The following is a 19,863-nucleotide window of genomic DNA, read 5'->3' on the forward strand; positions in this document are numbered from 1 at the left end:
ATTGAAATGGAAAATATCCTAAAACAACTTCCACAAAAAGCAAAAGAAGCAGAGGCGGAAAACAAAAAGTTTTTCGCGAAGCTGAAAAAGAAACCGCCCAAACATCTCGATAGCTTGATGCAAGAATTGCATGAGGAAGAATTCAAAAGGACAGATTGTTTGACTTGCGCCAATTGCTGCAAAACCACAGGCCCGCTTTTCACCGACAAAGACATCGAGCGGATTTCAAAACATTTTCGAATGAAACCGCAGCAATTCATCGAAACCTATTTGCGGATTGACGAAGACAAAGATTATGTATTGCAAAGCGTTCCCTGCACTTTTTTGGGAGCCGATAATTACTGTAGTATTTACGACGTGCGCCCAAAAGCCTGTCGCGAATTTCCACATACGGATAGAAAGAAATTTCAGCAGATTTCAAATCTTACAATAAAAAACGTAGCCATTTGTCCGGCGGCTTTTAATATTGTGGAGGAGATGAAACGAAGGGTAAATTCCAAATAACAAAAACCAAATTCCAAAATAAATCAATTAGTTACTTTGGAATTTGAGATTGGGTGCTTTATGGATATAACAAATACTTCTCCCGAATCTTCTGAAAATTAGCAAGCCCATCTTTCCAAGAATCCCGAATTTCTTCCGCAGATAAACCTTGTTCAATTTGTTTTTGCAATTTTTCCGTTCCGGCAAGTTTCACAAAAAATGAATTAAAGAAATCTTTCTTTTTCCCATTGGCGTTGTAGGCTTCAATCAACCATTCCAATTTGATTTTGCTCAAACGCGGTTCTTTCCGTAGATCTTTTCCGTGGCAAAGTTCCCCTTTGAATTTTGGGTCTTTTGCACCTTCGTTGGCTTGGGGCGTATATTTAAAAGTATATTTTGAAGTGGGCAAACTAGGCGCTCCAAAAACCTGAAATTGCATATCCGTGCCGCGACCAGCGTTTATAAATGTGCCTTCAAAAAAACAAAGGCTTGGGTAGAGGTTTATGGCTTGATCGTTCGGAAGGTTGGGGGATGGTTTTATGGGAAGTGCATAAGGTGTTTCGTGTGTGTAGTTTTGCATTTCCACCACAGTTAATTTGCATTTTATTTTATCTTTTAACCAGCCTTCGCCATTTATCATCTGTGCATATTCGCCAATAGTCATCCCGTGAACCACGGGAATAGGGTGCATCCCCACGAAACTTTGATGTTCGGTTTCCAAAATTGGGCCGTCAATATAATGTCCGTTGGGGTTTGGACGGTCCAAAACAATAACCGGAATTCCAGCTTCCGCGCAGGCTTCCATCACGTAATGAAGCGTGGAAATATAGGTGTAAAACCGCGCGCCCACATCTTGAATATCGAATACAATTACATCAATTCCCTTCAATTGCTCTTGCGAAGGTTTTTTATTGCTTCCGTAAAGTGAAATCAACGGAACGCCTGTTTTTGAATCAACACCATCTTTCACATGTTCGCCGGCATCTGCGGTTCCGCGAAAACCGTGTTCTGGGGCAAAAACTTTTTTTATTGAAACTTTTTTCGAAATCAAAAAATCAACCAAATGCTGGTTTTCTTTTTCCAAAAAAGAGGTCTGATTTGCAACCACACCCACATTTTTACCTTTCAAAATTTCAGAATAAATCTGAAACTGCTCCGCACCAACGATGATTTGTTCGTCTTGATTCTTGGTTCTTGCTTCTTGATTCTCTTTTATATCTTCTCTTTCTCCTTTCTTCTCAACCGAACTTCCGCAGGAAATAATAGTCAAAACAACCAATAAAACTGTATTTTTGAAAAAAGTTAAGCCCATAAAATCGTAGTGAATTTCGAATTTTTCATCGCTCGGCGCATCATTGCTTCCAAGGACTATAAAAGTAGTATTTCGGCACCGATAATAAAAATTGCAATTACCGCAATTGCGCTCGGCATTATTATGATGCTAATTTCCATTGCCACAGGCGTTGGACTTCAAAAAAAGATACGCGAAAAGGTTTCGGCTTTTAATGGCGACATCATTATTACGAATTTCGACACCAACTTTTCCAACGATTCGCAAAACCCGATTTCAAAAAAACAGGACTTTTATCCAACCTTTAAAAATATTGAAGGAATAAAACACGTGCAAATCACTGCTTCAAAAGGCGGCGTAATCCGCACCGAAACAGATTTTGAAGGCGTGGTTGTAAAAGGCGTTGGTGAAGATTATGATTGGGAATATTTCAAGGATTATTTGGTTGAAGGCAAACTACCGGATTTTAAAGGTGTTTTAAATGAAGATATTCTTATTTCAGAGTATTTGGCGAATCGGCTACATCTAAAATTAGGCGATAAAGTGACCACTTTCTTCCTGAACGATGAAGTCTCAAAAACGCCACGCAGCCGCGGTTTTGATATCGTGGGAATTTACAATAGTGGCTTTCAGCAGTTTGACGAACAGTTTATAATTACAGACATTCGCCACATTCAAAGATTGAATAAATGGGAAGACGACCAAATTGGCGCGTTCGAGGTTTTTGTGAACGATTTTGATGAAATTATCCCTATTGGGCAAGAAGTTTATAACGAAACGGCAAGCACTTTGGACACGCAGACCATCCGCCAGAAATATGCCTCCATTTTTGAATGGCTCGATCTTTTCGATTTCAATATTATAATGATTATTGGAATTATGATTTTAGTGGCGGGCATCAATATGATTACGGCGCTTTTGGTTTTGATTTTAGAAAGAACCCAAATGATAGGGATTTTGAAAGCCTTGGGCAGCAGCGATTGGAGCGTGCGGAAAGTGTTTTTGTATAACGCAATGTATTTGATTGGCGTCGGTCTTTTTTGGGGAAATGTTATTGGAATCGGGCTGCTTTTGGTTCAGAAATACGGAAAAGTTTTTAAACTTAATCCAGATACTTATTACGTTAACGAAGCGCCTGTTTATTTGAGTTGGGATTATATTTTAATTTTGAACGCAGGTACTTTTCTACTTTGTCTTTTAATGCTTTTGATACCTTCTTTTATCATTTCAAAAATTTCTCCTGTGAAGGCGATTCGGTTTGAGTAATAAAATCAATTGGCACTCAATCACTTTTAAAATTCCTAATTCTATTCTAACTTTAAATAAGCAACTAACCTATGGAAGAATCCATAGGTGGAATAGCTTTTTAATAGTATTGCTTAAACATATAAGAGAGTTATCTTTAATTCTTATATAGTATATTTATAGTATGTATATAGTATGTATATAGTATATATATAGTATGTTTATAGCGTATTTAAAGTATATATTCTTTAACTTTTACTTATACTTATTTGTCAATCTTCTAATTCTCTATTTTTTGGCAAAAATCATTAAGCATTTCGATATTAATAGGTATTGGGTAAGTAATGCATTTTGTTTTCATCTATTAATTGTACCTTTGACGCCTCAAAAAATATTATGGAATACGCAGAAAATATATTGGGAACCATCGGCAATACGCCTATGGTAAAAATCAACAAAATAGTTGGGGATATTCCCGCTTTGGTGCTCGCCAAATACGAAACTTTCAATCCTGGAAATTCTGTAAAAGATAGAATGGCAGTGAAGATGATTGAAGACGCCGAAGCCGATGGCAGATTAAAACCCGGCGGTACCATCATCGAGGGAACTTCCGGAAATACGGGAATGGGCCTCGCGCTTGCCGCAATCGTAAAAGGCTACAAAATGGTCTGTGTAATCAGCGATAAGCAAAGCAAGGAAAAGATTGATATTTTAAAGGCTGTGGGAAGCAAAGTGATTGTTTGCCCAACAAACGTTTCTCCCGAAGATCCGCGCAGTTATTATTCTACTTCAAAACGGTTGGCAGAGGAAACTCCCAACAGTTGGTACGTAAATCAATACGATAATTTAAGCAATACAAAAGCACATTACGAAAGTACTGGTCCCGAAATTTGGAAACAGACCGATGGAAAAGTAACACATTTTGTGGTTGGCGTTGGAACTGGCGGGACGATAAGTGGCGTTGGAAAATATTTAAAGGAAAAAAATCCAAACGTGAAAATTTGGGGCGTTGATACCTACGGAAGTGTTTTCAAAAAATACCACGAAACGGGTGTTTTTGACGAAAACGAAATCTATCCATATATCACCGAAGGGATTGGCGAAGATATTCTTCCAAAGAATGTGGATTTTAGCGTGATTGACGGTTTTGTGAAAGTGACCGATAAAGATGCGGCAATCTATACCCAAAAGCTTGCCAAAATGGAAGGTTTTTTCTTGGGGAATTCTGCTGGTGCAGCAATTAAAGGCTTGCTTCAACTGAAGGATAAATTTACGAAAGATGACGTAGTGGTAGTTCTATTCCACGACCACGGTAGCCGCTACGTTGGTAAAATGTACAATGACGAATGGATGCGCGAGCGCGGTTTTGTGGAAGATGAAGTGAAAAATGCTTCCGATTTAATTCAAGAGCACGCTGATAAACCGTTGATTACTGTAAAAACTGAAGAATTGGTAGGGCATGCAATAGAAAGAATGAAAAAATACCACATCAGCCAAATTCCAGTGGAAGATACTTCAGGTTTTGTGGGCGCTTTGGACGAAACCGATTTACTCCGTAAATTTTTGGAAAACAAAAATGTGGCCGACCTTCCCATAAAAGAAGTAATGCACAAACCTTTTCCAATCGTAAAAAAGAGCACGCCCATTGAAGAAGTCTCAAAATTGATCCATAAAGAAAACAATGCCGTTTTGGTAGATTTGGGTGATGGAAACTATAATATTATTACTAAGCACGACATTATTCGCGCCTTGTAGTTTTATTCATATTCAAAATAATATCCCGCTTCACTATAAATGGAGCGGGATTTTTGTTATTTTTAGGCTACTATGAAAAACGAGGCTAAAAAATTATTTCGCTTTCTGCGCACCAAGCCAGTTCCAGCAAATACCAATGAAATATTGGCGTTGGAACGTACCAAATTGGCCAATGAGCGCACGCTGCTTTCCTATATTCGTTCCTCCCTTTATCTTTTGCTCGGCGGAATTGGAATTCTGCAATTAAAGGATTTTGAAAGTATAAAATGGCTTGGCTACGTGGCGCTCGCAGTATGTGTAATTTTTTTGGCAGTCGGCATTTTTAGGTATGTATTATTATCGCGACGGCTATACAAATGGAACCGTATTCTATATGTAGATACTGTTTCTGAAAAAGTTCAAAAACAGGTAGATACGCAGGATAAAATGCAAAACGAAAAAGTAGAAGCATAATATTTTTTACTATATTTACCTCTCAATTTTAAGACTCCCCTTAAAAGTTATTAGCAATGAAAGAGGATTTTCTGCACTATGTGTGGAAATTTCAGAAGTTTGATGTGGGCAGTCTTTACACTTCGAATGGTGAAATTTTGCACATAAAGAATCAAGGGAGCCATAACCTTAATTCAGGACCGGATTTTTTTAACGCACAAATAGAGTTGGGCGGTCAGCTTTGGGCCGGCAATATTGAAATCCATATTAAATCCTCAGATTGGTACGCCCATGGCCATGAAACCGATTCAGCTTATGATAACGTTATACTCCATGTTGTTTGGGAGCACGATGCCGAAATTTATAGAAACGATGGCTCTGTGGTTCCAACGTTTATTATAAAGGAACACGTCCCAAAAACTACGCTAGGGCAATATAAACAACTTTTTTCCAAAGAAAACAAATGGATAAATTGTGAGAATGATTTTAAGGAAACCGATGATTTCATCATTGAAAACTGGCTAGAAAGACTTTATCTGGAAAGGCTACAGAAAAAGGAAGAAATACTTTTAAAAGAACTGAAAGCTACCCAAAACCATTGGGAAAGTCTGCTTTTCAGAATGCTTTGCAAAAACTTCGGGTTGAAAGTGAATGGCGATTCCTTTTTCAGTATCGCAAAATCAATTGATTTTTCCGTTGTGAAGAAATGTAGTCATGAACGGCAAGATTTGGAAGCATTATTAATAGGTCAGGCAGGATTGCTAGAAGGTGAAGCGGAAGACTGGTACTTTAAAACGTTGAAATCTCGCTATGAATATTTAAAGTATAAGTTTCAATTGAATAATGAAAATGTAGTCGTTCCGAAGTTTTTCAGGCTTCGCCCGCCAAACTTTCCCACGGTTCGTTTGGCGCAGTTTGCCATGCTTTATTTTGGGCAGCCCAAATTATTTTCAAAAGTAATTGCGGCAAGGCATGTACATGAATTTTATGAATTATTTAATGTAACCAGCAGTGAGTATTGGGATACGCATTACAATTTTGGGATAGGATCGTTACAGCGCAAAAAGCGCGTTTCAAAGAGCTTAATGGATCTTTTGATAATCAATACAGTAATTCCATTGAAGTTTTGTTATGGAATGCAAAACGGCAAGGATGTTTCTGAGGAAATACTGAGGCTTGCATTTTCTATTTCTTCTGAAGATAACACTATTGTGAAAAAATTCAATTCCCTTAAAAACATTTCAACAAACGCTGGCCAAAGCCAAGCCCTATTGCAATTAAAGAGTGAATACTGCGAGAAAAATAAATGCTTGCACTGCGCCATTGGTAATGCTATTATTGGCTCGCAAGCAAAATCAAGAGGAAGTAGATTGGTTTAAAACTGACTTTTTTCTTTTCTTCTATATTAAAAATTTTGAGGGAAAAAGTGTAATTTGCAGCTATGTTACAAGCCGTTTATTCCTTACGTCATTACCTTGAAAAGAGAGGCTTTTATGTTTCCTCCCGTTTTGCGGATAGATTAGGCATGCGCGCCAAAAGTGTCCGCCTTTTTTTTATTTATGTTTCCTTTGCCACTCTGGGTGCGGGTTTTGCCATTTATCTTACAATGGCATTTTTACTGCGTTTGAAAGACTTAGTGAATACGAAACGAACCTCCGTCTTTGATCTATGAGGCAAATGTTTAATTCTAAAATAGCAGTTGCTCTTTTTTTGCTCTTGGTAGTATTTATGACAGGAGTTATTGGGTTTCGTTTTTTTTCAGACTATAGTTGGATAGATGCTTTCTACATGACGGTCATCACTATAACAACCGTTGGCTATGGAGAGGTAATGCCCTTAAGTCCGGGTGAAAAAGTTTTTGTTTCGCTTCTCATCATTTCCAGTATCTTTATCGTAGGGTATGCCATTTCGGTAATCACTGAATATATTTTAAGTAAGAACATAGGTATTTTAAGACAGAAAAAAGTGCAAAAAAAATTGGAATCCATGCATGGCCACATAATTGTATGCGGTTATGGCAGAAACGGAAAACAAGCGGTCCAAAAGCTTTTGGCCTATAAGCGTCCCTTTGTTATTATTGAAAAAGACGAAGAAGTTATAGATCGCTTTTCCGATGAAAAAAATCTATTTATTCTCGGTAATGCCATAGAGGACGATGTGTTGCTAAAAGCTGGAATAAAAAAAGCTTCAACCCTTATTTGCGCCACGCCAAATGATGCAGATAATTTATTTATAGTCCTTTCAGCGAGGCAGATGAATAAGAATCTTAAAATAATAAGCCGCGCCAGCGAAGAAACCAGTTATAAAAAACTGAAACTTGGCGGGGCAGACAATGTAATTATGCCCGATAAAATAGGTGGAGACCATATGGCATCGTTGGTGGTAGTGCCAGATCTTGTTGAATTTTTGGATAATCTTACTGTTTCAGGGCAACATGACAGTATTAATGTGGAACAAATACCATTTGAGAATATGTGTCCCGATGGCAAGGAGCAGGCTATTAAGGAATTGGATGTTCGCAAAAAAACAGGTTGCTCCATCATCGGTTACCGCTCGCCAACTGGAGAATACATTGTAAACCCAGAGCCTTCACTCGTGTTACAAAAAAGCTCAAAGTTGATACTAATTGGGCGACCTGAGCAAATAGAAAACTTAAAAAGGGAATACGGCGTTTAAGAAAGCGTTAACAAATTTCCTTTTAATTTTTTGAAATTGTAGTTTTTTTTAAGCATCTTGCTCTGTTTTATTTCAAAAAACGTTTCATCTTAAAAATCCACTATGAAGAAATATCTTCTTTCGCTAATTACTTTTTTAATTCCAATTATCACTTTTGCGCAGGATACCACTGCTTCTGAGAAAGTTGATGAAATTTTCCAAAAATACACGGGTTGGTTTGTTGAATTAATATTTTACGAAATACCATTTTCTGAGTCTTTTCAAATACCCTGGGTGTTAATAGTGTTAATTGGTGGCGCATTTTATTTTACCATCTATTTCAAATTAATAAATTTTACGGGTTTCGGTACCGCTATTCGAGTAGTTCGCGGAAAATATGAAGACATAGAGAAGCACGGAGCTGATACACTCTACGGAGATGTTACGCCAAACGAACAGGAAAATTTAATAGAAACCATTCGCGATGACAGTGCAGATGGAGAGGTTTCACACTTTCAGGCATTAACTGCAGCACTTTCTGCTACCGTAGGCTTAGGAAATATTGCCGGAGTGGCGGTAGCGCTATCCATCGGTGGGCCGGGAGCGACTTTCTGGATGATTGTTGCAGGTTTACTGGGAATGGCATCAAAATTCGCTGAATGTACACTGGGTGTAAAATTTCGGGATGTGGGACCTGACGGGACCGTTTACGGAGGGCCAATGTACTACCTTAAAAAAGGACTTGGCCAGAAAGGAATGGGCGGACTCGGTAAAGTGCTCGCCATACTTTTCGCAATATTTGTAATTGGTGGTTCCTTTGGGGGCGGAAATATGTTCCAGGCAAACCAAGCAGCGGCACAATTTGTTCAACTTTTTGAATTGCAGGGAACCAATGCAGCAATATGGTTTGGGATTGCAATGGCAATTATAGTTGCCGTAGTAATTATTGGCGGTATCAAACGGATTGCAAAAGTTACCGAAAAGATAGTGCCGTTTATGGCGGGAATTTATGTTTTGGGAGCCCTCATTATTTTAGCTGCAAATTATCACCACATAGGCGATGCCTTTGCTTTGATTTTTGAAGGCGCTTTCAGCGGACTTGGAATTGCCGGTGGTTTGGTGGGTGTAATGATTCAGGGAATTCGCCGGGGCGCATTTTCAAACGAAGCTGGGGTTGGTTCCGCAGCTATTGCACACTCCGCAGTACGCACTAAATATCCTGCTTCCGAAGGGATTGTAGCGCTTTTGGAGCCTTTTATTGATACTGTTGTTATCTGTACTATGACGGCTTTAGTAATTGTAATCACTAATTTCGACAATAATATTATTCAATACGGTGTAGAAGTTAAGGAAGGTGTTGAGCTTACCGCAACGGCTTTTGACAGTGTAATTCCACACTTTTCGGTAGTATTAACCGTGGCCGTTATTCTATTCGCTTTTTCTACCATGATTTCATGGTCTTACTACGGAATGCAGGGCTGGGTTTATCTATTCGGAAGAGGTAAAGTTACCGAGCTTATTTATAAATTGTTATTTTGTATCTTTATATGGGTAGGATCGGTTATCAGCCTTGGGTCTGTTATCAACTTCTCAGACGCAATGATATTTGCAATGGTAGTTCCGAACATTATAGGGGTTATTCTGTTAACGCCTGTTGTTAGAAAAGAACTCAAGCGCTATATGACCGCCATCCGTACCAAACACGAGGCCATTGATGATGGACTTGAAGATATGTCAAAGCATTTGTAAACAAACATTTTTATATGGAGTTAAAATCCCACTTTACGTTCAGCAAACAGCAACGGAGTGGGATTTTGCTTTTGTTGCTGGTTATTGTTTCGCTATTATGTATTTATTGGTTCGTGGATTTTTCAGAAGAAGATACATTTGATATTTCTTCTGCTGAAATTGTTTCCGCTCAAAAGCAAATGGATTCCCTTCGGCTTGTTGAAATTGAAAACAGAAAACCTAAAAAATATCCCTTCAACCCAAATTTCATAACAGATTATAAAGGTTATGTTTTAGGAATGTCCAATGAGGAAATTGACCGGTTGCTTCAGTATAGAAAAGAAGGAAAGTGGATTAATTCGGCAACAGATTTTAAGAAGGTTACCGGTGTTTCAGATTCTTTGTTGAATGAATTGAGCCCTTATTTCAAATTTCCCGATTGGGTGACCAATCCAAAACCAAAAAACAATTTCAAAAATTATAAAAGCGAAAAAGGTTTTGCTGAAAAGCCCTACGAGCAAAAAATTGACTTAAATAAAGCTACAGAAGAACAGTTGCAGCAAGTAAGCGGCATAGGCGAAGCACTCAGCAAGCGGATAATTTCGTATCGTGAAAAATTGGGTGGATTTTCAAATGATATTCAGTTATACAATGTTTTCGGACTGGAACCTTCCGTGGTACAGCGCACACTCAATCTATTTACGGTAAAAACCCCTAAGGCTATTTCAAAGATTAATGTGAATACTGCTTCTGCTTCCGATATCTCGACCATTCCCGGCATCTCTTTCGAGATGGCTAAAAAAATCTGGGAATTTAGGCGGCTTCGCGAAAAACTAACCAGCATACAGGAACTGGACAAAATTGAGGGAATGACGGAAAGAAAGTTACAGCTAATTCATTTATATTTGTCCGTTGAGTAAATTTTCTAAATCGCCGAAAGGCTTACAAATATTAGTTTTAAGACCGCATGGATAAAATGTATTTTACAGAGGAACACGATTTTTTCAGAAAGAGTTTTCAGGATTTCCTTCAAAAGGAAGTAGTGCCACACATTGAAAAATGGGAAAAAACTGGGCATATTGAGCGCTTCATCTGGGAAAAATTTGGTGAGATGGGCTACTTTGGTATTTATCAGCCTGAAGAATATGGAGGTCTTGATTTAGACCTTTTTTATACCGTAATTTTTTTAGAAGAACTTCAAAAAATTAATAGTGGCGGTTTTGCGGCCGCGATGTGGGCGCATGCATATCTTGCCATGACACATTTAAAAGTGGAAGGCAATCATGAGCAAAAGGAAAAATATCTAGCCCCCAGCATCACTGGTGAAAAAATAGGCTGTCTTTGTATCACAGAACCTTTTGGTGGTAGCGATGTTTCTGGAATGCGGAGTACCGCTGAAAAAAAAGGGGACAGCTATATTTTAAATGGTTCAAAGACTTTTATCACTAACGGTGTTTACAGCGATTATTTGATAGTAGCGGCCAAAACAGCCCCCGAACTAGGCAATAAAGGCATCAGTATTTTTGTAGTTGATCGTGATGCAAAAGGGATTTCTGCAACAAAGCTTGACAAATTAGGCTGGCGAGCCAGCGATACCGGCGAAATAGCTTTTGACAATGTTGAAATTCCCGCTAAAAATTTAATGGGCGAGGAGAATAAAGGATTTCCGTACATAATGCAGCACTTCGCATTGGAACGTTTGATTATGGGCATCAATGCGCACGCACGAAGTGAGTTTGCTTTGGAATATACCATTCAATATATGAAAGATCGTTTTGCCTTTGGGAAAAGCATTTCGAAATTTCAAGCCTTGCGTCACCGCGTTGCCGAGATTGCTAGTGAAATTGAGGTTAGCAAGACCTTTAACTATGTTACCGCAAAACGTTTGAACGATGGTGAATATGTAGTAAAGGAAGCCACGATGAGTAAACTTATTTCCACCAAAGTTGCCGATGAGGTGATGACCGAATGCCTTCAGTTTTTGGGTGGTTACGGATATATGGAAGATTATCCTTTGGCGCGTTTGTTGCGTGATAGCAGACTAGGGCCCATTGGTGGCGGAACTTCAGAGATTCTTCGGGAAATAATTGCTAAAATGATTATTGAAGGGAAGGAATATAAGCCGGCGAAGTAAAATTATTTATTTTAAAAAATCAATTTGGAAATGAAGCATTTCACTTTAAAGCATTTTTCTTTATTATTTGTTTTTTTTATCGGGACCACCACCTTCGCACAAACAGAGCTAAAGGGAAAAGTGGCCGATTTCTTAACATTTCAGCCCATTGAAAGCGCCAGTGTTTATATAGAGAATACCACTATCGGTTCCATTACCAATGCCGATGGTAATTTCGTTTTAAAAGTACCACACCAACATTTGCAGGACACGCTTGTTATTTCTTCCATTGGGTATAAAAGTTTTAAGATTGTCATTAGTGAATTTGAAAACGGTTCCGATATTTTCTTGGAAGAAGACGTTGCATCCCTCGATGAAGTCGTGATCGTCGCAGATCCGCGCCCCACAACTGGAAATGGTATTGTTGAGAAAGCCATTGAAAAACTCCCGAAAAACCTTCCCGAGAAAGCCTACCTTCAAAAGGGATTTCTTCGCCACAAAGAGCGCAATAAAAAGGAGTACAAATGGCTTATTGAAAGCGCCATTACAATCTACGACTCCAGCTATGCTGCCGGAGCTAAAGACAATCTAAAAATAAACGTAGACGAAACCCGCAAAAGCTATGATTTAAGGGATATTGACAGTCTTTTTACATATTCAGCCTATCTTAAAAGTATGAATTCAAAAAGTGGAAATCTAAATTCGGTGAAAACTTCATCATTGGTTGAGGCCATAAAATGGAACGACAGCCGCGTAAATGGTTTGGAGAATCTTTTTAAAGGAAAGCTCAATTTGGTCCGAAATTCAAATGTTACGGGTGCTTTGTTAGGAAAAAATATGTTGGAAAAGCATCAGTTTGCACTCGATACTATTCTTGTGGATAATGGAAGAAAACTCTATAAGATAAAAATTGAAAAAGGGGCGGATTTTGTGGGTCTCAACACACCTAATATTTATAACGAAGGCTTTGAGCCAAAAGGGTGGATTTATATTTATTATGATAATTACGCCATAAAAAAAGTGGAATATGAATTGGTCGCTGCGTCCGACGTTCAGAAAAAGCGAAGCAAGAGCCTTTTTGATACACAGACCATCCATAAACTAGTAATAACCTATAAAGATTACGACGGAAAGATGTATCCGAACTACATTTATTACGAAACGCCAAAACTTGTAAACACAGGCGACCGCTCTTCAGATAGAATAAAGACGGAGGCTGAGCCCGGTTTTGACAAAGACGAACAATATTACTATACCATTCAGGAAATTTTGTTTAGCGACATTATTCAAGATTCAGAATTAATAAATCAGGAATTACAACAAAATAATTGGTCTGCAGATATTTTCTCAAGCAAACCCTATAACGAATCGTTTTGGAAGAATTACAACGTTTTATTGGAAAGCAAAGAAGAGGAGAAGCTAATCCAGGATTTAAGCAAGCGCGCCTCTTTATATAAAGAGTAATTTTTTCAAAAAAACTGAAAACTGAATACTAATTACTGAAAAGTTTTTTCTACTTTTGCAGTCCTAAAGAAAGGAGGTGATGACACTATGTTAATTATACCAGTTAAAGACGGAGAAAATATCGACAGAGCGCTGAAGCGTTTCAAGCGTAAATTTGATCGTACCGGAACTATGCGTCAGCTACGTGCAAGACAACAGTTTACGAAGCCTTCTGTTAAGAAAAGAGCACAGATTCAAAAAGCACAATACATTCAAAACCTAAGAGATCAGGAAGAGATTTAGTGTTTCTATTTTGAAAATTGAAGATATATATCCGCTGGAATTTTTTCCAGCGGATTTTTTTGTGAGTATATCTGCCAATAAAAATTTCACTATTTTTAACTCACAATTCACAACTTACAAATGCCCTTACAAGCCTTCAGTGATTATCTCCAACTCGAAAAAAAATATTCGCGACATACGTTGACTGCATATTTAAAGGATTTAGAAGATTTTCAAACTTTTGCCTCGCAAGAGTATCAATATGATGAAATAGCAAGCGTGAATTACGCAATTATAAGGAGCTGGGTTGTTGCGCTTGTAGATTCAGGCATCTCTAACCGGACTGTAAACCGAAAGATTTCCTCATTAAAAACCTACTATAAATTTCTACTGAAAACCGGCCAGATAGAAGTTAATCCATTGGCCAAGCACAAAGCGTTGAAGACTTCAAAAAAAGTACAAGTTCCTTTTTCCGAAAGTGAAATTGAAAGCGTAATGAAACTCCTTGGTTCTGAAAATAGCTTTGAGGGAATGCGCGACCGTTTAATAATAGAGCTTTTTTATGCTACGGGCATACGCAGGGCAGAATTGATCCGCATAAAACTGAGCGATATTTCTTTTGCGCAAAAAACCCTAAAGGTTTTAGGCAAAAGAAATAAGGAGCGCATAATTCCGCTCTTGCCTGCAGTGTTAAAAACTATTGAAGAATATTTGCCGTTTCGGCAGGAGCTTGAAAATGTAAAGGACGATCACTTATTGTTTCTTACCCCAAAAGGGGTTAAAATTTATGAAACTCTTGTCTATCGGATTATAAATTCTTACTTTAGTAAAGCTTCCGAAAAAGTAAAGAAAAGTCCGCATATTTTGAGGCATTCTTTTGCAACACATCTTTTGAACGAAGGCGCTGACATTAATGCGGTAAAAGAATTGCTGGGCCACTCCAGCCTTGCTTCAACCCAGGTTTATACACAAAACAGTATAGCGAAACTGAAGGAGGTCTATAAAAACTCCCACCCGCGTAATTAAAAAACCAAATAGGCTTATGGCATAAAAATACATAGTATATTAACTTTTAAAATAATATAATATGAGAGTGAACGTGCAAACACCCAACTTTGCTGCCAAAGATGAATTATTGGTATTTGTTGAAAAGAAACTGAACAAGCTGGAGCATTTTTATGATAAAATTGTTTTTGCAGATGTGTTTTTGAAAGTGCAGAAAACAAGTGAGAAAGAAAATAAAATTGTGGAAGTGCTATTAAGTATTCCTGGAGATGATGTAATGGTTAAAAAAGAAGCAAAAAGCTTTGAAGAGGCTACAGATGAAGTTGTAAAGACTTTGGAGCGGCAGCTTAAAAAAAGAAAACAAAAACAAAAAGCATATTTGTAATATAATTTTTTAGAAAAAGTTTTGTAGAAAAAATAATTTCTCTACATTTGCAGTCCGTTAGAAATAGCGGACTTTTTTATGGCTAAAAAATAGTCTTAAAAAGAGGTCAAAAAGCCGATGTAGCTCAGCTGGCTAGAGCAGCTGATTTGTAATCAGCAGGTCGTGGGTTCGAGTCCCTCTATCGGCTCTTTAAGAAGGAAACGTTCCTATAATTATTTAACGTATCGGGGAGATACTCAAGCGGCCAACGAGGACAGACTGTAAATCTGTTGGTTTTCACCTTCGCAGGTTCGAATCCTGCTCTCCCCACACTTTTAGCGGAAGCGTGAATTGAAATATTGAAAACCAAGATTCTGAAATGTAGGATCAAAAAAATGCGGGAGTAGCTCAGTTGGTAGAGCGTCAGCCTTCCAAGCTGAATGTCGCCGGTTCGAACCCGGTCTCCCGCTCAATATGAGTTACAAGTTGTAAAGTTGCAAGTTACAGGTTGGAGTAACCTGAAACTCGAAACCGGAAACCTGAAACCAAAACGCCGGTGTAGCTCAGGGGTAGAGCGTTTCCTTGGTAAGGAAGAGGTCATGGGTTCAATTCCCATCATTGGCTCAGATTTAGAATACAATAGATCACTAATATATAACTAAGATTAAAATTAATACAAAATGGCAAAAGAAACATTCGATCGGTCAAAACCACACTTAAATGTTGGTACAATTGGACACGTAGATCACGGTAAAACAACGTTAACCGCAGCTATTACCAAAGTGATGGCTGATGCTGGTTTTTCGGAAGCCAGATCATTCGACCAAATTGATAACGCTCCAGAGGAAAAAGAAAGAGGTATAACAATCAACTCTTCACACGTAGAGTACCAAACAGCAAACCGCCACTATGCGCACGTTGACTGTCCTGGTCACGCGGATTACGTTAAGAACATGGTAACTGGTGCTGCTCAAATGGACGGTGCTATATTAGTTGTAGCTGCTACAGACGGACCAATGCCGCAGACTCGTGAGCACATCCTTCTTGGTCGCCAGGTAGGTATCCCACGTATCGTTGTATTCATGAACAAAGTGGATATGGTTGATGATGAAGAATTACTTGAGCTAGTTGAAATGGAAATCCGTGACCTTCTTAACTTTTACGAGTATGATGGAGATAACGGACCTGTAATTGCTGGTTCTGCACTTGGCGCACTTAATGGTGAGCAAAAGTGGGTTGATACAGTAATGCAGTTGATGGAAGCAGTTGACAATTGGATTGAACTTCCAACTCGTGATGTTGATAAGCCTTTCCTAATGCCTATTGAAGATGTATTCTCTATTACTGGTCGTGGTACCGTTGCAACAGGACGTATTGAAACTGGTGTAGCTAACACAGGTGATGTTGTTGACATTATCGGTATGGGTGCTGAAAAATTGACTTCTACAATTACTGGGGTTGAAATGTTCCGTAAAATTCTTGATAGAGGTGAAGCTGGTGATAACGTAGGTATCCTTTTAAGAGGTATTGAAAAGAACGACATCCGTCGTGGTATGGTTATCTGTAAAAAAGGATCTGTAACGCCACACGCTAAATTCAAAGCTGAGGTTTATATCCTTAAGAAAGAAGAAGGTGGACGTCACACTCCATTCCACAACAACTACCGTCCACAGTTCTACGTTCGTACAACTGACGTAACTGGAACAATCATGCTTCCTGACGGTGTTGAAATGGTTATGCCTGGTGATAACTTAACTATCCATGTTGAGTTACTTCAGCCTATCGCAATGAACGTTGGTCTTCGTTTCGCTATCCGTGAAGGTGGACGTACCGTTGGTGCAGGTCAGGTAACTGAAATTTTAGACTAATTTCTATATAATTAAAAGCGCTGGGTGTCCCGAATTAACGTCGGGATACCTTGGCTTTTATAGCGGGTTTAGCAGAATGCCAATAAAATGGAAGCTAATCCTTAGAAACGGGTTTAGCTCAGTTGGTAGAGCACTGGTCTCCAAAACCAGGTGTCGGGAGTTCGAGCCTCTCAACCCGTGCTAAAGATGATAAATAGTTAAACATCTTGAAAAATTTTAAACTGCGACAAAATGGTAAACTATATTACAGAATCGTATAAAGAACTTAAAAACCACGTTACCTGGCCTACCTGGGCTGAAGCACAAAAACTAACTGTTATTGTGGCAGTGTTTTCTGTTTTGTTAGCCTTGGCAGTTTGGGGAGTAGATACCGTTTTCAGCAAGGTCGTGGGTTTATATTTTGATTGGATCAAGTCCTAAGCAATGACCGAAACAACAAGTACAAAAAAGTGGTATGTAGTCCGTTCAGTTAGTGGACAGGAAAACAAGATCAAATCGTATATCGAAACGGAGATAAAACGATTGGAGCTTGAGGATTATATTGATCAGGTGCTCGTGCCCACTGAAAAAGTAATACAGATTCGTAACGGAAAAAAAGTAAACAAAGAACGTGTTTACTTTCCCGGGTATATAATGATACAAGCAAACCTGGGTGGAGAAATTCCGCACATTATAAAATCAATAAACGGAGTAATAGGTTTTTTGGGCGAAACCAAAGGTGGTGATCCCGTGCCGCTTAGACAGTCTGAGGTAAACAGAATGCTTGGAAAGGTTGATGAGCTTTCTGTGAAAGACGACAGTGTGAACATCCCTTACACAATAGGCGAAACTGTAAAAGTAATAGACGGGCCGTTCAACGGATTTAACGGAACCGTAGAAAAGATAAATGAAGAAAAACGCAAGCTTGAAGTAATGGTGAAAATTTTCGGAAGAAAAACACCTTTGGAATTGAGCTATATGCAAGTTGAAAAAGTTTAATTGTTACGCTTAATAGGTTTTTTCAGAGGCTTCCACTTTTGAAGGACCACATTTAAAAATTAGAAATGGCAAAAGAAGTTAGTAAAGTAGTTAAGTTGCAAGTTCGTGGAGGTGCTGCTAACCCATCACCACCAGTTGGACCTGCCCTTGGTGCTGCCGGTGTTAACATCATGGAATTCTGCAAGCAGTTTAATGCTAGAACCCAGGATAAGCAAGGAAAAGTATTGCCAGTAGCGATCACGGTTTACAAAGACAAATCATTTGATTTTGTTATTAAAACCCCACCCGCTGCCGTACAAATACTTGAAGCTGCTAAGGCAAAAAAGGGCTCCGGTGAACCACACGCAAAAAAAGTAGCCACAATCTCTTGGGACCAAATCAAAACGATCGCGGAAGACAAAATGCCCGATCTTAATGCATTTACCGTTGAGTCTGCCATGAAAATGGTAGCTGGTACTGCACGTTCCATGGGAATTAAAGTAAAAGGTGACGCACCTTTTTAATCTGAAAAAAGAATCTATAAAATGGCACGATTAACTAAAAAGCAAAAGGAAGCCGCTTCAAAAATAGAGCCTAACAAGGCCTATTCAGTAGCTGAAGCTTCTGCTTTAATAAAAGAAATCACCAGCGTAAAGTTTGATGCTTCCGTTGACCTTGCGGTACGTCTTAACGTGGATCCACGTAAAGCGAACCAAATGGTTAGAGGCGTTGTTACCCTTCCACACGGAACAGGTAAAGACGTTAAAGTGTTGGCATTGGTAACTCCAGATAAGGAGGCCGAGGCTAAAGAAGCAGGAGCAGACTACGTAGGTCTAGATGAGTACCTCGACAAAATTAAAGGAGGATGGACAGATGTTGACGTTATAGTAACTATGCCAAGTGTAATGGGTAAATTAGGTCCTTTAGGACGCGTATTAGGTCCTCGTGGCCTTATGCCAAACCCAAAAACAGGTACAGTGACAATGGACGTTGCTAAAGCAGTTTCTGATGTAAAAGCTGGTAAGATCGATTTTAAGGTTGACAAAACCGGTATTGTACACGCAGCAATCGGAAAAGCATCTTTTGATGCCGAAAAAATTGCAGGAAATGCAAGAGAATTATTAACAACCCTCGTTAAGCTAAAGCCTCAAGCGGCAAAAGGTGTTTACATAAAGAGTATCTATATGTCTAGCACAATGAGCCCAGGTGTTGAAATCGACACTAAAAGGTTTACTGAGCAGTAAAAACTGGAAATTATGACAAGAGAAGAAAAATCACAAGTAATTGAAACGTTGACTGCGCAGTTGTCTGATAATGCCAATATCTATTTGGCAGATATTTCAGGACTAGACGCAGGGAATACTTCCAACCTTCGTAGGGCTTGCTTCAAAGCAGGTGTTCAGTTGGCAGTTGTTAAGAACACATTGCTTAAAAAAGCAATGGAAAGTTCCGATAAAGATTTTGGTGAGCTTACAAATATCCTGAAAGGAAACACATCTTTGATGATTTCTGAAACAGGAAATGCTCCAGCTAAAGTAATTAAGGAATTCAGAAAAAAATCTGATAAGCCTCTTTTAAAGGGAGCCTACATCCAAGAGTCAATTTACGTTGGCGATAACCAATTGGATAGTCTGGTTGAGCTTAAATCTAAAGACGAGCTTATTGGAGAAATTATCGGGTTGCTACAATCCCCTGCCAAAAACGTTATCTCTGCTCTTAAGAGTGGTGGTAGCACAATTGCAGGACTTGTTAAAACCTTATCCGAGAGAGAAGGATAAAATTTCATTAAGCACTAATTAATTTATATAAACACAATTTTTTTAAAAACGATAGAAATGGCAGATTTGAAAGATTTCGCAGAACAATTGGTTAACCTAACAGTAAAAGAAGTTAATGAGTTAGCTACAATATTAAAAGATGAGTATGGCATCGAGCCTGCTGCTGCAGCTGTTGCTGTTGCTGCTGGTGGTGCTGCTGCTGGTGGAGAAGCCGCTGAAGAGCAATCAGAATTCACAGTAATGTTGAAGGCTGCTGGCGCATCTAAACTGGCAGTTGTAAAACTAGTTAAGGAATTAACTGGCGCTGGTCTTAAAGAAGCAAAAGAATTAGTTGATAATGCTCCATCTCCTATTAAAGAAGGTGTAGCTAAAGATGAAGCTGAAGCTTTAAAAGCTCAATTAGAAGAAGCTGGAGCAGAGGTTGAGCTTAAGTAAGCTCCCTACGTTCCAAACCTTAAGGTTTA

General features: G+C 38.7%; 22 protein-coding genes and 5 tRNA genes. 26 read left to right on the forward strand and 1 reads right to left on the reverse strand.

Going from position 1 to position 19,863, the window contains the following annotated elements; all coding sequences use genetic code 11:
* Positions 1–6 precede the first annotated feature (6 nt).
* The gene (locus JK629_RS09300; RefSeq protein ID WP_202335362.1) at positions 7–504 is read left to right on the forward strand and encodes a YkgJ family cysteine cluster protein; all 498 of its coding nucleotides are present in this window, start codon (positions 7–9) and stop codon (positions 502–504) included.
* Between the two features lie 58 nt (positions 505–562).
* Here JK629_RS09300 and JK629_RS09305 read toward each other — a convergent pair whose 3' ends face one another.
* A complete protein-coding gene (locus JK629_RS09305; RefSeq protein ID WP_202335363.1) occupies positions 563–1,795 on the reverse strand; it encodes an exo-beta-N-acetylmuramidase NamZ family protein in 1,233 nt (410 codons plus the stop codon).
* A gap of 9 nt (positions 1,796–1,804) precedes the next feature.
* On the opposite strand from JK629_RS09305, the gene JK629_RS09310 reads away from it, so the two are divergent.
* From JK629_RS09310 to rplL, 25 genes are all read left to right on the forward strand, one after another.
* Positions 1,805–3,040: an ABC transporter permease gene (locus tag JK629_RS09310; RefSeq protein WP_202335364.1), complete on the forward strand. Its 1,236-nt coding sequence runs from the start codon at positions 1,805–1,807 to the stop codon at positions 3,038–3,040.
* A 375-nt stretch (positions 3,041–3,415) separates the two neighbouring features.
* Complete coding sequence (locus JK629_RS09315; protein WP_202335365.1) at positions 3,416–4,774, forward strand: pyridoxal-phosphate dependent enzyme; 1,359 nt, start codon at positions 3,416–3,418, stop codon at positions 4,772–4,774.
* A 72-nt stretch (positions 4,775–4,846) separates the two neighbouring features.
* Entirely contained in the window at positions 4,847–5,227 is a 381-nt protein-coding gene (locus tag JK629_RS09320; protein WP_202335366.1) for a DUF202 domain-containing protein, read from the forward strand.
* A gap of 56 nt (positions 5,228–5,283) precedes the next feature.
* Complete coding sequence (locus JK629_RS09325) at positions 5,284–6,585, forward strand: DUF2851 family protein (protein WP_202335367.1); 1,302 nt, start codon at positions 5,284–5,286, stop codon at positions 6,583–6,585.
* A gap of 62 nt (positions 6,586–6,647) precedes the next feature.
* Positions 6,648–6,878 (forward strand): PspC domain-containing protein, encoded by a 231-nt coding sequence (locus JK629_RS15520; RefSeq protein WP_225625995.1) that lies wholly within the window; start codon positions 6,648–6,650, stop codon positions 6,876–6,878.
* Positions 6,875–7,882: a potassium channel family protein gene (locus tag JK629_RS09330; protein WP_202335368.1), complete on the forward strand. Its 1,008-nt coding sequence runs from the start codon at positions 6,875–6,877 to the stop codon at positions 7,880–7,882. Before JK629_RS15520 ends, JK629_RS09330 begins: the two co-directional genes overlap by 4 nt.
* Positions 7,883–7,984: 102 nt before the next feature.
* Positions 7,985–9,610 carry an alanine/glycine:cation symporter family protein gene (locus tag JK629_RS09335; RefSeq protein WP_202335369.1) on the forward strand — a complete coding sequence of 542 codons (1,626 nt, stop codon included), beginning with the start codon at positions 7,985–7,987 and terminating at the stop codon, positions 9,608–9,610.
* A gap of 14 nt (positions 9,611–9,624) precedes the next feature.
* Positions 9,625–10,509 carry a ComEA family DNA-binding protein gene (locus JK629_RS09340; protein ID WP_202335370.1) on the forward strand — a complete coding sequence of 295 codons (885 nt, stop codon included), beginning with the start codon at positions 9,625–9,627 and terminating at the stop codon, positions 10,507–10,509.
* A 47-nt stretch (positions 10,510–10,556) separates the two neighbouring features.
* Positions 10,557–11,723 (forward strand): acyl-CoA dehydrogenase family protein, encoded by a 1,167-nt coding sequence (locus JK629_RS09345; protein WP_202335371.1) that lies wholly within the window; start codon positions 10,557–10,559, stop codon positions 11,721–11,723.
* Positions 11,724–11,753: 30 nt separating this feature from the next.
* Positions 11,754–13,166 carry a carboxypeptidase-like regulatory domain-containing protein gene (locus JK629_RS09350; RefSeq protein WP_202335372.1) on the forward strand — a complete coding sequence of 471 codons (1,413 nt, stop codon included), beginning with the start codon at positions 11,754–11,756 and terminating at the stop codon, positions 13,164–13,166.
* Between the two features lie 87 nt (positions 13,167–13,253).
* Positions 13,254–13,448, forward strand: a complete 195-nt coding sequence (gene rpsU / locus JK629_RS09355) for a 30S ribosomal protein S21 (RefSeq protein WP_202335373.1) — start codon at positions 13,254–13,256, stop codon at positions 13,446–13,448.
* 120 nt (positions 13,449–13,568) lie between these two features.
* Positions 13,569–14,453 (forward strand): tyrosine-type recombinase/integrase, encoded by an 885-nt coding sequence (locus JK629_RS09360; RefSeq protein WP_202335374.1) that lies wholly within the window; start codon positions 13,569–13,571, stop codon positions 14,451–14,453.
* 61 nt (positions 14,454–14,514) lie between these two features.
* On the forward strand, positions 14,515–14,817 hold the full coding sequence (gene hpf / locus JK629_RS09365; protein WP_202335375.1) for a ribosome hibernation-promoting factor, HPF/YfiA family: 303 nt from the start codon (positions 14,515–14,517) through the stop codon (positions 14,815–14,817).
* A gap of 113 nt (positions 14,818–14,930) precedes the next feature.
* A tRNA-Thr gene (locus JK629_RS09370) sits at positions 14,931–15,004 on the forward strand.
* 39 nt (positions 15,005–15,043) lie between these two features.
* Positions 15,044–15,126, forward strand: a tRNA-Tyr gene (locus JK629_RS09375).
* Between the two features lie 67 nt (positions 15,127–15,193).
* Positions 15,194–15,266, forward strand: a tRNA-Gly gene (locus tag JK629_RS09380).
* A gap of 82 nt (positions 15,267–15,348) precedes the next feature.
* Positions 15,349–15,420 (forward strand) — tRNA-Thr (locus JK629_RS09385).
* A 56-nt stretch (positions 15,421–15,476) separates the two neighbouring features.
* A complete protein-coding gene (gene tuf, locus JK629_RS09390; RefSeq protein ID WP_202335376.1) occupies positions 15,477–16,664 on the forward strand; it encodes an elongation factor Tu in 1,188 nt (395 codons plus the stop codon).
* A gap of 107 nt (positions 16,665–16,771) precedes the next feature.
* Positions 16,772–16,844: transfer RNA gene (locus tag JK629_RS09395), tRNA-Trp, on the forward strand.
* A 51-nt stretch (positions 16,845–16,895) separates the two neighbouring features.
* Entirely contained in the window at positions 16,896–17,084 is a 189-nt protein-coding gene (gene secE, locus JK629_RS09400; RefSeq protein ID WP_045081577.1) for a preprotein translocase subunit SecE, read from the forward strand.
* A gap of 3 nt (positions 17,085–17,087) precedes the next feature.
* Positions 17,088–17,642 carry a transcription termination/antitermination protein NusG gene (gene nusG, locus JK629_RS09405; protein ID WP_202335377.1) on the forward strand — a complete coding sequence of 185 codons (555 nt, stop codon included), beginning with the start codon at positions 17,088–17,090 and terminating at the stop codon, positions 17,640–17,642.
* Between the two features lie 65 nt (positions 17,643–17,707).
* Positions 17,708–18,145 (forward strand): 50S ribosomal protein L11, encoded by a 438-nt coding sequence (rplK, locus tag JK629_RS09410; protein WP_202335378.1) that lies wholly within the window; start codon positions 17,708–17,710, stop codon positions 18,143–18,145.
* A gap of 21 nt (positions 18,146–18,166) precedes the next feature.
* A complete protein-coding gene (gene rplA, locus JK629_RS09415; protein WP_202335379.1) occupies positions 18,167–18,865 on the forward strand; it encodes a 50S ribosomal protein L1 in 699 nt (232 codons plus the stop codon).
* 12 nt (positions 18,866–18,877) lie between these two features.
* Positions 18,878–19,399, forward strand: coding sequence for a 50S ribosomal protein L10 (rplJ, locus tag JK629_RS09420; protein ID WP_202335380.1), 522 nt, complete (start codon positions 18,878–18,880; stop codon positions 19,397–19,399).
* 57 nt (positions 19,400–19,456) lie between these two features.
* Positions 19,457–19,834 carry a 50S ribosomal protein L7/L12 gene (rplL, locus tag JK629_RS09425; RefSeq protein WP_202335381.1) on the forward strand — a complete coding sequence of 126 codons (378 nt, stop codon included), beginning with the start codon at positions 19,457–19,459 and terminating at the stop codon, positions 19,832–19,834.
* The last annotated feature ends 29 nt before the right edge of the window (positions 19,835–19,863 follow it).

The sequence above is a fragment of the Aequorivita iocasae genome, assembly GCF_016757735.1.
Classification (GTDB): Bacteria; Bacteroidota; Bacteroidia; order Flavobacteriales; family Flavobacteriaceae; genus Aequorivita; species Aequorivita iocasae.

What these genes read in the sequence shown, in the direction of transcription:
- JK629_RS09305 (WP_202335363.1), bottom strand. Translation starts at nt 1,795, where the DNA reads ATGGGCTTAACTTTTTTCAAAAATACAGTTTTATTGGTTGTTTTGACT.
- JK629_RS09335 (WP_202335369.1), top strand. Translation starts at nt 7,985, where the DNA reads ATGAAGAAATATCTTCTTTCGCTAATTACTTTTTTAATTCCAATTATC.
- rplK (WP_202335378.1), top strand. Translation starts at nt 17,708, where the DNA reads ATGGCAAAAGAAGTTAGTAAAGTAGTTAAGTTGCAAGTTCGTGGAGGT.
- tuf (WP_202335376.1), top strand. Translation starts at nt 15,477, where the DNA reads ATGGCAAAAGAAACATTCGATCGGTCAAAACCACACTTAAATGTTGGT.
- hpf (WP_202335375.1), top strand. Translation starts at nt 14,515, where the DNA reads ATGAGAGTGAACGTGCAAACACCCAACTTTGCTGCCAAAGATGAATTA.
- JK629_RS09325 (WP_202335367.1), top strand. Translation starts at nt 5,284, where the DNA reads ATGAAAGAGGATTTTCTGCACTATGTGTGGAAATTTCAGAAGTTTGAT.
- rplJ (WP_202335380.1), top strand. Translation starts at nt 18,878, where the DNA reads ATGACAAGAGAAGAAAAATCACAAGTAATTGAAACGTTGACTGCGCAG.
- JK629_RS09300 (WP_202335362.1), top strand. Translation starts at nt 7, where the DNA reads ATGGAAAATATCCTAAAACAACTTCCACAAAAAGCAAAAGAAGCAGAG.
- rplA (WP_202335379.1), top strand. Translation starts at nt 18,167, where the DNA reads ATGGCACGATTAACTAAAAAGCAAAAGGAAGCCGCTTCAAAAATAGAG.
- JK629_RS09340 (WP_202335370.1), top strand. Translation starts at nt 9,625, where the DNA reads ATGGAGTTAAAATCCCACTTTACGTTCAGCAAACAGCAACGGAGTGGG.
- JK629_RS09320 (WP_202335366.1), top strand. Translation starts at nt 4,847, where the DNA reads ATGAAAAACGAGGCTAAAAAATTATTTCGCTTTCTGCGCACCAAGCCA.
- JK629_RS09330 (WP_202335368.1), top strand. Translation starts at nt 6,875, where the DNA reads ATGAGGCAAATGTTTAATTCTAAAATAGCAGTTGCTCTTTTTTTGCTC.
- secE (WP_045081577.1), top strand. Translation starts at nt 16,896, where the DNA reads ATGGTAAACTATATTACAGAATCGTATAAAGAACTTAAAAACCACGTT.
- nusG (WP_202335377.1), top strand. Translation starts at nt 17,088, where the DNA reads ATGACCGAAACAACAAGTACAAAAAAGTGGTATGTAGTCCGTTCAGTT.
- JK629_RS09315 (WP_202335365.1), top strand. Translation starts at nt 3,416, where the DNA reads ATGGAATACGCAGAAAATATATTGGGAACCATCGGCAATACGCCTATG.
- JK629_RS09350 (WP_202335372.1), top strand. Translation starts at nt 11,754, where the DNA reads ATGAAGCATTTCACTTTAAAGCATTTTTCTTTATTATTTGTTTTTTTT.
- JK629_RS15520 (WP_225625995.1), top strand. Translation starts at nt 6,648, where the DNA reads ATGTTACAAGCCGTTTATTCCTTACGTCATTACCTTGAAAAGAGAGGC.
- rplL (WP_202335381.1), top strand. Translation starts at nt 19,457, where the DNA reads ATGGCAGATTTGAAAGATTTCGCAGAACAATTGGTTAACCTAACAGTA.
- JK629_RS09345 (WP_202335371.1), top strand. Translation starts at nt 10,557, where the DNA reads ATGGATAAAATGTATTTTACAGAGGAACACGATTTTTTCAGAAAGAGT.
- rpsU (WP_202335373.1), top strand. Translation starts at nt 13,254, where the DNA reads ATGTTAATTATACCAGTTAAAGACGGAGAAAATATCGACAGAGCGCTG.
- JK629_RS09360 (WP_202335374.1), top strand. Translation starts at nt 13,569, where the DNA reads ATGCCCTTACAAGCCTTCAGTGATTATCTCCAACTCGAAAAAAAATAT.